The 12,526-nt window shown below is 64.2% G+C and carries 13 protein-coding genes; 6 read left to right on the top strand and 7 right to left on the bottom strand.

Translation table 11 applies throughout. From position 1 onward, the window contains the following. Positions 1–20: 20 nt before the first annotated feature. Positions 21–1,118, top strand: coding sequence for a cell division protein ZapE (gene zapE / locus IFT44_RS13835; RefSeq protein WP_446730955.1), 1,098 nt, complete (start codon positions 21–23; stop codon positions 1,116–1,118). An 11-nt stretch (positions 1,119–1,129) separates the two neighbouring features. Here the strand turns inward: zapE and IFT44_RS13830 are convergent, their stop codons facing one another. Then, on the bottom strand, positions 1,130–3,007 hold the full coding sequence (locus tag IFT44_RS13830; RefSeq protein WP_192176064.1) for an AMP-binding protein: 1,878 nt from the start codon (positions 3,005–3,007) through the stop codon (positions 1,130–1,132). Between the two features lie 157 nt (positions 3,008–3,164). Between IFT44_RS13830 and IFT44_RS13825 the strand changes: the two genes are divergently transcribed. Beyond that, positions 3,165–4,451 carry a leucine-rich repeat-containing protein kinase family protein gene (locus IFT44_RS13825; protein WP_192176063.1) on the top strand — a complete coding sequence of 429 codons (1,287 nt, stop codon included), beginning with the start codon at positions 3,165–3,167 and terminating at the stop codon, positions 4,449–4,451. 171 nt (positions 4,452–4,622) lie between these two features. Here IFT44_RS13825 and IFT44_RS13820 read toward each other — a convergent pair whose 3' ends face one another. Next, the gene (locus IFT44_RS13820; RefSeq protein WP_122475984.1) at positions 4,623–5,327 is read right to left on the bottom strand and encodes a YebC/PmpR family DNA-binding transcriptional regulator; all 705 of its coding nucleotides are present in this window, start codon (positions 5,325–5,327) and stop codon (positions 4,623–4,625) included. Between the two features lie 113 nt (positions 5,328–5,440). Then, the gene (locus tag IFT44_RS13815; protein WP_192176062.1) at positions 5,441–5,992 is read right to left on the bottom strand and encodes an NADPH-dependent FMN reductase; all 552 of its coding nucleotides are present in this window, start codon (positions 5,990–5,992) and stop codon (positions 5,441–5,443) included. Between the two features lie 175 nt (positions 5,993–6,167). Here IFT44_RS13815 and IFT44_RS13810 point away from each other — a divergent pair, with 175 nt between their 5' ends. Then, complete coding sequence (locus tag IFT44_RS13810; protein ID WP_122713739.1) at positions 6,168–6,377, top strand: hypothetical protein; 210 nt, start codon at positions 6,168–6,170, stop codon at positions 6,375–6,377. 61 nt (positions 6,378–6,438) lie between these two features. Continuing rightward, on the top strand, positions 6,439–7,341 hold the full coding sequence (locus tag IFT44_RS13805) for a LysR family transcriptional regulator (protein ID WP_192176061.1): 903 nt from the start codon (positions 6,439–6,441) through the stop codon (positions 7,339–7,341). Here IFT44_RS13805 and IFT44_RS13800 read toward each other — a convergent pair. From IFT44_RS13800 to IFT44_RS13785, 4 genes are all read right to left on the bottom strand, one after another. Continuing rightward, positions 7,324–7,908: a GNAT family N-acetyltransferase gene (locus tag IFT44_RS13800; RefSeq protein WP_342214289.1), complete on the bottom strand. Its 585-nt coding sequence runs from the start codon at positions 7,906–7,908 to the stop codon at positions 7,324–7,326. The genes IFT44_RS13805 and IFT44_RS13800 overlap by 18 nt on opposite strands. Before the next feature lie 6 nt (positions 7,909–7,914). Beyond that, complete coding sequence (gene dnaQ / locus IFT44_RS13795) at positions 7,915–8,646, bottom strand: DNA polymerase III subunit epsilon (protein WP_122713741.1); 732 nt, start codon at positions 8,644–8,646, stop codon at positions 7,915–7,917. Between the two features lie 117 nt (positions 8,647–8,763). Then, positions 8,764–9,216: a ribonuclease HI gene (gene rnhA / locus IFT44_RS13790; RefSeq protein WP_122475992.1), complete on the bottom strand. Its 453-nt coding sequence runs from the start codon at positions 9,214–9,216 to the stop codon at positions 8,764–8,766. After that, positions 9,216–9,986: a class I SAM-dependent methyltransferase gene (locus tag IFT44_RS13785; RefSeq protein WP_122475993.1), complete on the bottom strand. Its 771-nt coding sequence runs from the start codon at positions 9,984–9,986 to the stop codon at positions 9,216–9,218. Before IFT44_RS13785 ends, rnhA begins: the two co-directional genes overlap by 1 nt. 81 nt (positions 9,987–10,067) lie before the next feature. Here IFT44_RS13785 and gloB point away from each other — a divergent pair, with 81 nt between their 5' ends. Beyond that, positions 10,068–10,847 (top strand): hydroxyacylglutathione hydrolase, encoded by a 780-nt coding sequence (gene gloB, locus IFT44_RS13780; protein ID WP_192176060.1) that lies wholly within the window; start codon positions 10,068–10,070, stop codon positions 10,845–10,847. A gap of 99 nt (positions 10,848–10,946) precedes the next feature. Further along, on the top strand, positions 10,947–12,392 hold the full coding sequence (locus IFT44_RS13775) for a lytic transglycosylase domain-containing protein (protein ID WP_192102319.1): 1,446 nt from the start codon (positions 10,947–10,949) through the stop codon (positions 12,390–12,392). Positions 12,393–12,526: the final 134 nt, after the last annotated feature.

Below are 12,526 nucleotides of genomic sequence, written 5' to 3'. Positions count from 1 at the left end.
GATTGACCGCACCGCCGTCGCTGCTCGCCTTGTACAGGCGTCTGTTCAAACCTGAACGCAACGCCCAGCCCTGCGCCAACACTGGCCACGCCGGTGGCGCACTGCGCGCCTGGTTCGACGAGCGCGCCCGGCAGGCGGGCTATACGCTGGGCGCCGATCAGGCGCGGGTCATCGACAGCATGGCCGAGCGCATGCCCGCGTTGCTGCAGGGCACGCCGGCGAGGGGTCTGTACCTGTATGGGGCCGTGGGGCGCGGCAAGAGCTGGCTGCTCGACGGCCTGTTCCGCGCCGCCCCTGTGGATGAGAAACGCCGCCTGCATTTCCATGATTTCTTCGCCAAGCTGCATCAGGGCATGTTCCATCACGGCCAGGCCGATGATCCGCTGGCCAGCACCCTGGATGAACTGCTCGATAACTGCCGCCTGCTGTGTTTCGACGAATTTCACGTGCACGACATCGGCGACGCCATGCTGATCACGCGCTTGTTCAAGGCGCTGTTCGACCGCGGCATCCTCTTGGTAGTGACCTCCAATTACTCGCCGGAAGGCCTGCTGCCCAATCCGCTCTATCACGAGCGCTTTTTGCCCGTCATCGAACTGATCAATGCGCGCATGCAAGTGCTCGAAGTCGGCGGCGCCACCGACTACCGCAGCCTGGCCCAGTCAGGTGCACAGCAGTGTTTCACCCGCGGTCACTACGTATGGCCGGGCACGCCGGCACAGCGTGCACTGCTGCAATTGCCGCCCGTCGATCTGGCACCGCTGGCGTTCACCGTCGGCCACCGCGAACTGCGTGCCCGCCTGATCACGGGCGAGCGTATTCATTTCAACTTCGCCGACCTTTGCGAGGAACCGACCGCTGTCATTGATTACCTGGCCCTGTGCAAGCGTTTCCAGCACTGGAGCATTGACCATCTGCCGATGCTGGACGACTGCTCGACCGCCGTACAGCAGCGCTTCATCAACCTCATCGACGTGCTGTACGACCAGGACAAGACGCTGATACTGGTCAGCGAGCGGCCCCTTGCAGAGAGCCTAGCAGGGTCGGTCATCGACCTGATGCGCACACGCAGCCGATTGGGGCAACTGACCATGCTGGGCGAGCCACCGCGCCGGTAGCTCGTCCTCACCTAGCGCGCCGCGAGCACCTGGGCGATTTCCTCCAGTATCGCCGGGTCATCGATGGTGGAAGGTGCGACGAACACCTCCTGCGCAGCGATCTTGCGCAGCACCGCCCGCAGGATCTTCCCCGAACGCGTCTTGGGCAGGCGCTTGACCACCAGCACCCGCTGCAGGCATGCCAGCGCCCCGATGGATTCGCGTACCTGCGCGACCAACTGTGCCTGCAGCACGGACGGACTCACCGCGCTGCCGTCCTTGAGCACCACCAGCGCCAGCGGCACCTCGCCCTTGATCTCATCGCTGACGCCGATGACGGCGCATTCCGCCACGTCGGCATGCCGGGCCACCAGGTCTTCCATTTCACCGGTCGACAGCCGATGGCCCGAGACGTTGATGACATCGTCGGTGCGCCCCATGATGTGGACATAGCCGTCGGCATCCAGATAGCCACCGTCGCCGGTGTGGTAATAGCCGGGGTAGCGCTCCAGGTAGCTTTGCAGGTAGCGCGGGTGATCGCCCCACAAGGTCTGGCTGCAACCGGGAGGCAACGGCAGCGCGATGACGATGGCGCCTTGCTCGCCGGGCGCCATCAGCTCGCCTTGCTCATCCAGTACCTGAACGTGATAGCCCGGCACCGCTCGGTTGCTCGAGCCCACCCGCACGGCCGAGCCTTCCAGGCCCATGCAGGGTGCGGTCACAGGCCACCCCGTCTCGGTCTGCCACCAGTGATCGTGAACCGGCTTGCCGGTTTGCGCTTCGAGCCAGCGATGGGTGCTGGAGTCGAGCTTCTCGCCGGCCAGGAACAGCTGCCGCAGCGAACTCAGGTCGTAACCGCGCAGCAGCAACCCCTCGGGGTCTTCCTTGCGGATGGCACGCATTGCAGTGGGCGCGCAGAACAGCGCGTTGACGCCATACTGCTCGACCACGCGCCAATAGCTGCCGGCATCCGGCGTACGAATGGGCTTGCCCTCGTAGAGCACGCTGGTACAGCCGCACATCAGCGGCCCGTAGACGATCAGCGAGTGGCCAACCACCCAACCGACATCGGAAATTCCCCACCAGACATCGCCTGCGCGCATGCCGTAGATCGCGCCCATGGCGAAGGTCAGGGCCACCGCGTTACCACCGGTTTCGCGCACGATGCCCTTGGGTTTGCCGGTGGTGCCGGAGGTGTACATCACGTACAGCGGATCGCCGCTGGCCATGTCCACGGCCGCTGCAGGCGCAGCATCGGCCAGCTGTGCCTGCCAATCCAGATCGCGGCCGTCCTGCAGTGTCGCCAAAGCCTGCGGACGTTGCAGCACCAGCACCTGTGCGGGAGCATGGCGAGCCAGGCCCATGGCCTTGTCCACCAGCGGCTTGTAGGCAATCACGCGGTCGAATTCCACCCCGCACGAAGCGGTGAGCAGCAGTTTGGGCCGGCAGTCGTCGATGCGCAGCGCCAGTTCATTGGCAGCGAAGCCGCCGAACACCACCGAGTGCACTGCGCCGATCCGCGCGCAGGCCAGCATCGCCATCGCAGCCTCGGGCACCATCGGCATGTAGATCACTACGCCATCGCCCTTGGCCACCCCCAGGTGGGTGAGCACGCCTGCCAGCCGCGCCACCTGGTCGAGCAGCTGCTGATAGGTGAAGCGTTGCTGTACGCCGGTCACCGGCGAGTCGTAGATCAGCGCAGTCTGTGCGCCGCGACCCAGCGCCACTTGCTGGTCCAGGCACAGGTAGCTGGTATTGAGACGGCCATCGGCAAACCAGCGATGGGTGCCGTCGGGCTGCACGTCGAGCACCTGCTGCGGCGGGTGCGACCAGGCGACTGCGCGGGCCTGTTCTGCCCAGAAACCGGCAGGGTCGGAAATGGAGCGTTCGTACGCTTGCTCATAGTTCATCGGTAGCCAACCCTGGATTGTTGTTATTGAAGGGCGAGCGTTGAGTATGGCTGGGGTTGGCCGGGCTGCCAGCCGACCAAGGTCGAACGTCGAACGTGGCGTGGCGCGCACGAACCGCTATGATGGCCACCGCGATTTCCTTGATGACGGTTGTCCCATGAATACCCTCGAGCTGCTCGAAGCCGGCCATTTGGCTGGCGCCACCCGCCTGGACCTGGCCTGCGGCCTGACCGAATTTCCCCAGGCCATCTTCACCCTGGCCGACAGCCTGGAGGTGCTCAACCTCAGCGGCAACGCCCTGACCCGGCTGCCCGATGACCTGCACCGGCTGCACAAGCTCAAGGTGCTGTTCTGCTCGGACAATCCATTCACCGAGTTGCCTGCCTGCATCGGCCGCTGCCCGCAGTTGAGCATGGTCGGCTTCAAGGCCAACCGCATCGAACACGTACCTGCGCAGGCGTTGCCGCCACAGCTGCGCTGGCTGATTCTCACCGACAACCGCATCGAGCGTTTGCCCGACGCGCTGGGTGACTGCCTGCACCTGCAGAAACTGATGCTCTCGGGCAACCGTCTGCAAGCCTTGCCGGAGCGCCTGGCACGGCTGGAAAACCTCGAGCTGCTGCGCCTGTCGGCAAACCGCCTGCCGGCCCTGCCCGACTGGCTGCTGCGCCTGCCACGGCTGGCCTGGCTGGCGTATGCCGGGAACCCCATGAGCGAAGCCTTCACCACACCCCACAGCGAGGGCACACGCGGGCACATCGCCTGGAGCGACCTGCGCCTGGACGAGCGTCTGGGCGAAGGGGCTTCGGGCATCATCTATCGTGCACACCTGGAAAGCGGGCAGCCGGTGGCGGTGAAGCTGTACAAGGGCGCGATGACCAGCGATGGCTCACCGGTCAACGAGATGAACGCCTGCATGGCTGCGGGCGAACATCCGCAGTTGATCGAGGTGCTGGGACGCTTGAGCGGGCATCCCGACGGCACTGCGGGGCTGGTCATGGCGCTGATCGATCAGTCGTTCGCCAACCTGGCGGGTCCGCCCAGCCTGGCTTCTTGCACGCGCGACATCTACTCGGCCGATTTCGCCATTGATCGCGATGCCCTGTTGCGCTTGCTGCGGGGTATGGCCGGAGTCGGCGCCCATCTGCATGCGCGCGGGATCAACCATGGGGACTTCTACGCCCACAACGTGCTGTGGCGCGACAGTGGCGAGTGCCTGTTCGGCGATTTCGGCGGCGCCTCGTTCTACCCCGGCGACGATAGCGAGGTATCGCAAGCGCTGGAGCGGATCGAGGTTCGCGCCTTCGGTTTGCTGCTCGAGGAGCTGCTGACGCGCTGCACTGAAACCGACGACGGCTTGTGGGCCTTGCAACGCGAGTGCGTCCAGCCCCAGGTGCTGGCCCGCCCCAGCTTCGCGCAAGTCACCCAGCGCCTGGGTACCTGACGATCAGACGCCAGATCCCCTGTAGCAGCGGCGCAAGCCGCGTCAACGGCCGCCGTAATCTACCTGACGCACCGCGTTGAACCCGGACGCGGCTCGCGCCGCTGCTACAGGGGTGGTGTCGGCCGCGTCCTTACGATCTGCCTGGCCTATAGCGGTAAAGACGACTACGGATCAGCCGGCGAGGCCGACGTAGACGTTCTGCACGTCGTCGTTGCCGTCGATGGCGTCGAGGAAGTCTTCCACTTCGGCCAACTGCGCGGCGTCATCCAGAGTCACCGGGTTTTTCGGCACGTAGCCGATCTTCGCCGACACCACGGTAAAACCCTGCCCCGGCAGCGCCTTGCACACGGCGTCCAGATCGGTGGTTTCGGTCAGGAACAGGAACGCGCCCTCGTCGCCCTCCTCGACCTCCTGCGCACCGGCTTCGATGGCCGCTTCCTCGGCATCGACGTCGGCCGAATCAGGCGTTGCTTCGATCATGCCGTAGTGATGGAAATCCCAAGAGACCGAACCCTCGGCGCCCAGGGTGCCCTTGCGAAACAGCACGCGAATCTGCGAAACGGTGCGGTTGACGTTGTCGGTCAGGCACTCGACGATGACCGGCACCTGGTGCGGCGCAAAGCCTTCGTACTTGACCAATGTGTAGTTGACCGCGTCGTCGCCTACGCCGGCGCCCTTCTTGATGGCACGCTCCAGCGTCTCGCGGGTCATCGAGGCCTTCTTGGCCTGTTCGATCACCAACCGCAGGCGGGCGTTGGTGTCCGGATCGGTACCGGAACGCGCCGCGATCGAAATTTCCTTGGACAGCTTGCCGAAAATCCGCCCCTTGGCGTTGGCTGCTGCTTCGCGATGTTTAGCTTTCCACTGTGCGCCCATTTACCCGCTCTCTTGTTCGCTCGACCCATGCGCAGGCGACTGCAGCCCGCGCGTTGCGGCGCAGTTTACCTGCCCATCGCAAGCGCATCGACCAAAATTCTCCGGGCGCAACATCAACCCACGCGGGCCACCCACTTGCCGAAGCCGTCGATGAAACCCTGCAGGAACGGCCGGCTCTTCTCCACCACCTGACCGTTCTCGTCGAACAGCCCACCTGCGTGACCCAGGTAGGCTTCGGGCTGCTGCATCATTGCCACGTCGAGGAACACCATGCACTGGCGCAGGTGCTGGTTGGCGCCAAAGCCGCCTACCGCACCGGGCGAGACGCTGATGACCGCGCCCGGCTTGCCGGTGAAGTGGCTCTGACCGTAAGGCCGCGAGCCCACGTCGATCGCGTTCTTCAAAGGTGCCGGTACCGAGCGGTTGTACTCGGGCGTGACGAACAGCAGCGCATCGGCTTCGCCCAGCGCCTGGCGAAAAGTGGTATAAGCAGCGGGTGGGGTGACATCGATATCTTCGTTGTAAAGCGGCAGAGCGCCGATTTCCACGATTTTCAACGTCAGGTTGTCAGGTGCCATGGCCTGCAGCGCCAGTGCCACCTTGCGGTTGATCGACTCTTTTCTGAGGCTGCCGACCAGTACCGCAACCGAATAGACCTTGCTCATGCCTGTACCCCTGTGATGAATGAACCGAGGGCTAGTTATAGATGACTTGGCCCGGTTTGTCCGCCATCGGTCAGGCGCCCGCACTATTTTTTCTCGCTGGCAAAACTACCTGAATAAACAGGGGTCTACAGTGCCAGCGAGATACACGCAAAATTCTTCAGAGGTTGGAACTAAAATGGCGGTAGTCCTGGTTGGGCAATTTCATGCACGCGATGCGGAAGGTCGTATCTATCCGGTGCATGAGTTTCAGGAGTCGACCCCGGCGGTCGAAGGCAGTGCGCCGACCCGTACCTACAAGCTGGCCATCGGCGATCGAGTCAACCACTTGGGCGACGACCGTTTCCAACTGGTACAGAGCGGCGTGGAAATCATCCGAATCCCTTGACAGTCCGTGCACCCATTCACGCTGACACGCCCCCCGCGTTGTTAGCCGGCAGGGAACGCGCATGAGACTGCGCCATATCGAAATCATCCAGGCGCTCTGCCAGACCGGCGAACTCAAGAGCGCTGCGCAAATGCTCGACCTTTCCGTGCAGACCCTCGAACAGAACTTGCAGGACGCCGAGCGAAAGCTGGGCTTCCTGCTGTTTGCGCGGGCCCGTGGGAGGTTCCAGCCGACCCCGGAAACCCTGCGCATGCAGGCTGCCATCGCCAACGTGCAAACTCAGGCGGACCGCCTGCAACGCCTGGCCGACAGCCTGCGCGAGCATCAGGATCCCGGACTGCACGTGGTGTGCACAGCGTCCCTGGCCCACCAGTTGCTGCCGCAGAGCATCGCTGCCCTGCGCCGACGCTTTCGTGAAACCCCGTGCACGCTGGGTGTGCAGAATACCGATGCCATGGTGCGCAGCCTGTTGCTGCAGCAGACCGACGTCGGCCTGAGCCTGCACAGTCCCAAGCACGCGTCCATTACCAGCCAGGTGCTGGCCGAAGGCAAACTGCAGTTGCTCGCCCCTCAAGGCTGGCTCTCCCCCAAGCATCGCTACATCGCACTGCATGAACTGGCGGGACAGGCGATGATCGGTCTGGAGGGGGAAGACCCGCTGAGCCTGGTGCTGGAACACAAGCTTCAAGCGCTGAATCCGCCCCCGCGTATCCAGACTCGCGTGCAGACCTACCAGATGATGCGCAGCATGGTCGAGGCCGGCGAAGGGCTGGCCATCGTCGATCCTTTTACCGCAGCGGGTGCGCGTGCCCAGGGGCTGGATACGTGCCCGCTGTCGCCTGCCGTGCCGGTCACCCTCTACGCCCTCACGCGCAGTGAGGCATCGGTTTGCGCGGCGGCAAAGACCCTGCTCGAAATCATTGCGCACAACGCGCAGGCGTTGCTCTCACCCGTCCGCGAATAGCCTGTACCAGAACAGCGCCGTTTCGTGGCTGGCCGCATCGATGGCCTGGTAGCGCAAGTAGTCGATCCCACCCAGCCTGAAACCACAGCGCTCGTACAGCCGGCACGCTGGCAGGTTGTTGTTCTGGGTTTCCAGCATGATGCCTGGCAAACCCTGCTTGACTGCCCAGAAACGCACCACATCGAGCAGCGCCTTGGCCACGCCCTGCCCGCGCGCCAACGCATCGACCGCCAGCTCGTCGACATAGGCAAGGTTGTTCCAGTGACGGCTGACCACCACATGACCGACGGCCTGCTCACCGAGCCACGCCACGAAGATGGCACCGCCGGCATTGGGTTGGCGATAGCGGGCGAACTCGGCAGGGTCTATGCCGTAGTCCTTGTGATAGACACGCACCGTCCTGAGCGGCCATTGGGCGACTGGCTGGTTGAACACGGGGGACACATAGCCACAGACCTGGGCACTGAAATCGGCGCCCAGCACGTAGTCGTCGAAACGCTCATCGGCCAGGCGAATGCAGGGTTGGCTGTCGGTCAAACCACCGACTGCGCCATTGGCAGGCGACACTGCGGGCTACGCGCCCAACTGCGTCCAGAGCGCATCGGCCCCGGCAGCTTTGGCGATGACCTGCAGGCGGGCCAGGTGCTCGTCGAGCTCGGCCTGGCTGGCGCGGATGATCGCCGTGGGCCGGCGGTCTGCCGGCAATCGGCGGATCTCGCTGCCCTGCTTGCCACCGCCGTCGCCATCGCTGGCGTTGCCTGCCAGCGAAAGGCTGGTCTGGCCACCGGTCATGGCCAGGTAGACGTCCGCAAGGATCTCGGAGTCGAGCAATGCGCCGTGCAGTTCACGCCCGGAGTTGTCGATGCCATAGCGCTTGCACAGCGCATCGAGGCTGTTGCGTTGCCCCGGATGGCGTTCGCGCGCCATCGCCAGGCTGTCGATCACCGTGCAGTACTCGGCAATGTTGGCCCGCTCGGGCATGCCGGCGATCTTGAATTCGTTGTTCAGGAAGCCCACGTCGAAGGTCGCGTTGTGCGCGATGATCTGCGCGCCCTGGATGAACTCGTAGAGTTCGTCGGCGACCTCGGCGAAGCGCGGCTTGCCCACCAGAAACTCGTCGGTGATGCCGTGGACACCAATGGCGCCCTCGTCACTGGGCCGGTCCGGTTGTACATAGACGTGAAAATTGCGCCCGGTCAAACGCCGCCCCATCAGCTCGACGCAGCCGATTTCGATCACCCTATGGCCATCGGTGACCGGCATACCAGTGGTTTCGGTGTCGAATACTACAGAACGAACGGCCATGGGCAGAAAACTCTCGAGCAGGGTGAACGAAGATCAAGGTGGAGCGAAGGGCCTGAACGGCAACCGGTGAAACTCTAGCACAGCGCAGCAGGGGCTCCTATGGGGTTACCGGGCCGCCTACGCCGGGCGCATGCCACGCACTTCATCGACCCCACGGTTGGCCAGGTCGTCGGCGCGCTCGTTGCCCGCATGGCCGTTGTGGCCGCGTACCCACTGCCATTTGACCTGATGGCGATTGACCTGCTCGTCGAGCTGCTGCCAGAGGTCGGCATTCTTCACCGGCTGCTTGGCGGCGGTTTTCCAGCCGCGCTTTTTCCAGTTGACCATCCACTCGTTGATGCCTTTCATCACGTACTCGGAGTCGGTCACCAGCAGCACGTCGCAGCCGCGCTTGAGTTCCTGCAGCCCGCGAATGGCTGCGGTCAGCTCCATGCGGTTGTTGGTGGTGGTGCTTTCGCCGCCCCACAACTCCTTCTCCACGCCCTTGCACACCAGCAATGCCCCCCAGCCGCCGGGGCCAGGATTGCCCTTGCAGGCGCCGTCGGTGAAGATTTCCACAGTGTCACTCATCAGGCTTTTCCATCGATGTTCGAATTGTCTCGGTTGACCTTGGCCATCGGCAGCGGCAGCAACTTGCCCATTGGCTCGCGGCGTTGCTGCACCAATGGCCGCAGACCTACCACCATCTTGCGCGCAACCAATATATAGAAGCCCCCACCGCCACTCTGCCACTTGCCGGCGACGCGTTCGAGGCCGGCCAGGCGCGCCTGCCAGCGGGGCGAGGCAAGCGGCGGACGATAACACCCGAACCGGCGTTTCTCCAGCCCGAAGCCCAGCAGGTTCAGCCAGTCGGCCACCCGCGAAGCGGAGAAGCAGCGCGCCTTGTGCAGCCCGTCCTTGGCGAACACCCGGCGCGCGCCCCAGGCGCTCCACGGGTTGATGCCGACGATCAGCAGGTGCCCACCCGGCCGCACCGCGCTGGCCGCTTCGCGCAGCAGGCCGTGGGGCGAGAGGCTGAAATCCAGCCCGTGCTGCAGCACCACGACGTCCGCGGCATGTTCGCCCAGCGGCCAGGCCTGCTCTTCGCACACGATCTCGACGCCTGGAAAGGGCGCACCCATGCGCACGTTGCGGTGGATTTGCCCGGCCACCGGCGGTGGCTCGGCGCTGGGGCCGTAATGCACCAGATAGCCGCCGAAGAAGCGCGCCAGCTCTTCTTCGAGCAAGCGCTGTTCTTCGCGCAGCAGCAACTGGCCGTGCGGCCCGGCGAACCATTCGCGGGCCTGGCCGATCAGGGCCAGCCACTGTGGGTCGGCCTGGGCAAAGGCGGTATCGGTCATGACGATCTCCCACACTGAGGTTCACCTAATGCCGACGGGGCACTAAGATGGACCATTAATCGAAATCAAGCGAACCGAGCCATGATACAGATTCACGCGCTGAACGCTTTCTCCGACAACTACATCTGGTTGTTACAAGACACTGCGGCGCGCCACTGCGCGGTCGTCGATCCGGGCGATGCCGGGCCGGTCGAGCGGTGGCTCGACGCCCATCCCGACATGCGCCTGACCGATATCCTCGTCACCCATCACCACAACGATCACGTCGGCGGCGTTCAGGCGCTCAAGCGGCGCACCGGCGCGCAGGTCAGTGGGCCTGCCGGGGAATCGATCCCGGCCCGCGACCGCGCCCTGCGCGAAGGTGACAGCCTGGACGTGCTCGGCCTGCACCTGCAGGTCCACGACGTGCCGGGGCACACCGCGGGGCACATCGCGTTCTACCACCTGAGCGACACGCAGCCCCTGCTGTTCCCCGGCGACACGTTGTTCGCCGCCGGGTGCGGGCGATTGTTCGAAGGCACCGCGCAGCAGATGCACGCATCGCTTTCGCGCCTGGCCGTACTGCCCGATGACACCCTGGTCTACAGCGCTCACGAATACACCCTGAGCAACCTGAAATTCGCCAGCGCGGTAGAACCCGGCAATCCGGACATTGCCAAGCGGCTGGAGGAAGTCACCGCGCTGCGCCAGCGCAATGCGATCACCCTGCCCACCTCGATCGGCCTGGAAAAGCGCACGAACCCATTTCTGCGGGCTGCTGAAACATCCGTTAAACAAAAAGCAGACGAACGGGCCGGAACCTCTCACGGCACGGCGCAGGCGGTGTTCGCAACCTTGCGTAGTTGGAAAGATAAGTTCTGAAGGGCACTGATTTGTGTCGGAAATTTCTCAAAGGTTGACCGACCTTCGGTCACTTTCTAGAATCGCCCGACATTTTCGCGCGGAACTATCCTCCAGCCAATGTCGTCATCCATACGTAAAACCATCAAGTCCGACGCATTGACGCGACTGGCCCAGGCGATCGCGGTCACGCTGTGCGCCGGCCTGGCCGGCTGCCAGAGCACCGCCAGCGTGTCTTCGGGCGCCGCCCCGGACGCACGCCCTCACGCCCTGACCGCACACGTGCGGCCCAAGCCGATTTTCGTCAACCAGAGCCAGCCCAAGAAGGCCCCACAGGACGTGTGGGAGCGGATTCGCGACGGTTTCCAGCTGCAAGACAGCATTGCCATGAACCCGCGCGTCGAACAGCAGCGCCTGTGGTTCGTCAGCAACCCATCGTTCCTGGAAAGTGCCAGCGGCCGTGGCAGCCTGTACATGCACTACATCGTCGAGCGCCTGGAAGAACGCGACATGCCGCTGGAGCTGGCGCTGCTGCCGGTCATCGAAAGCGCCTTCAACCCGATGGCCTATTCGCGCTCCGATGCCTCCGGGCTGTGGCAGTTCATTCCGTCCACCGGCCGCTACTTCAACCTGCGCCAGACCAACTTCTACGACGGTCGTCGCGATGTCACCGCCTCCACCGGTGCGGCGCTGGACTACCTGAGCAAGCTGCACGAAATGTTCAACGGCGACTGGCTGCTGGCCCTGGCGGCCTACAACGCCGGCGAAGGCACGGTCAGCCGCGCCATGGAGCGCAACGAAAAGCTCGGCCTGCCGACTGACTACTGGAACCTGCCATTGCCGCAGGAGACCCGTGACTATGTGCCCAAGCTGCTCGCCCTGGCCGAACTGGTGCAATCGCCCCAGGCCTACGGCGTGAATCTGAACCCGATCGCCAACCAACCGTACTTCGACGTGGTGGAGGTCAACCAGCGCGTCGACCTGTCCCGCGTCGCGGCGCTGGCCGGCATCGACGAAGACGAGATGTTCCAGCTCAATCCGGCATTCAAGAAGCGCGTCACCATGGAGCCGACCCAGCACCTGCTGGTGCCCACGGCCAAGGCTCAGTTGCTGACCGCCAGCCTGTCGAACATGAAGCCCGAAGAACTGCTGACCCTGGCACCTGCCCAGCGCGTCTTCGACGAAGTGGCGGTGGTGCAGCCCAGCCGGCCCAAGTCGTACACCGTGCGGCGCGGCGACAACCTGGCGTCCATCGCCAAGGCCAACAAGGTCGATACCCGCGACCTGCAGCGCTGGAACCGCCTGACCGGCAAGAACCTCAAGGCCGGCCAGACCCTGGTCATGCAGGCCGAAACCCCGGCCAAGGGCCGCCTGGCGGCCAGGGCTGGCTCGGCTGCCAGCGATGCGCAGAAGACCACCACCTACAAGGTGCGCAAGGGCGACTCGCTGTACCTGGTCGCCAAGCGCTTCAACGTCGAGATGCAGCATCTCAAGCGCTGGAATCCGCGCAGCGGCCACGCGCTCAAGCCTGGCCAGACCCTTACGGTCTACCTCAACCGCCGCTGAGTGCGCGCTGACCTGGAACGCTCCCCCTGAGGAGCGTTCCAGCGCCAGCTTAACGCCATCACCACTCTTCTTCCTGCTGAGACAAACTGTTACTGTAAGCGCAACAAAGTCATTGCCGACCGGTTCGGATTCAT

Origin of the sequence: Pseudomonas sp. CFBP 13710 (genome assembly GCF_014842235.1) — a bacterium.
Taxonomy (GTDB): domain Bacteria; phylum Pseudomonadota; class Gammaproteobacteria; order Pseudomonadales; family Pseudomonadaceae; genus Aquipseudomonas; species Aquipseudomonas baltica.
The sequence above is the reverse complement of the archived record's forward strand: the minus strand, read 5'-3'. Positions and strand labels throughout refer to the sequence as shown.

Excerpts from the sequence above, each read along its gene's own strand:
- rnhA (WP_122475992.1), bottom strand. The coding sequence starts at position 9,216 with ATGAGTGACACTGTGGAAATCTTCACCGACGGCGCCTGCAAGGGCAAT.
- dnaQ (WP_122713741.1), bottom strand. The coding sequence starts at position 8,646 with ATGGCCGTTCGTTCTGTAGTATTCGACACCGAAACCACTGGTATGCCG.
- IFT44_RS13775 (WP_192102319.1), top strand. The coding sequence starts at position 10,947 with ATGTCGTCATCCATACGTAAAACCATCAAGTCCGACGCATTGACGCGA.
- IFT44_RS13825 (WP_192176063.1), top strand. The coding sequence starts at position 3,165 with ATGAATACCCTCGAGCTGCTCGAAGCCGGCCATTTGGCTGGCGCCACC.
- IFT44_RS13785 (WP_122475993.1), bottom strand. The coding sequence starts at position 9,986 with ATGACCGATACCGCCTTTGCCCAGGCCGACCCACAGTGGCTGGCCCTG.
- IFT44_RS13815 (WP_192176062.1), bottom strand. The coding sequence starts at position 5,992 with ATGAGCAAGGTCTATTCGGTTGCGGTACTGGTCGGCAGCCTCAGAAAA.
- IFT44_RS13830 (WP_192176064.1), bottom strand. The coding sequence starts at position 3,007 with ATGAACTATGAGCAAGCGTACGAACGCTCCATTTCCGACCCTGCCGGT.
- gloB (WP_192176060.1), top strand. The coding sequence starts at position 10,068 with ATGATACAGATTCACGCGCTGAACGCTTTCTCCGACAACTACATCTGG.
- IFT44_RS13805 (WP_192176061.1), top strand. The coding sequence starts at position 6,439 with ATGAGACTGCGCCATATCGAAATCATCCAGGCGCTCTGCCAGACCGGC.
- IFT44_RS13810 (WP_122713739.1), top strand. The coding sequence starts at position 6,168 with ATGGCGGTAGTCCTGGTTGGGCAATTTCATGCACGCGATGCGGAAGGT.
- IFT44_RS13820 (WP_122475984.1), bottom strand. The coding sequence starts at position 5,327 with ATGGGCGCACAGTGGAAAGCTAAACATCGCGAAGCAGCAGCCAACGCC.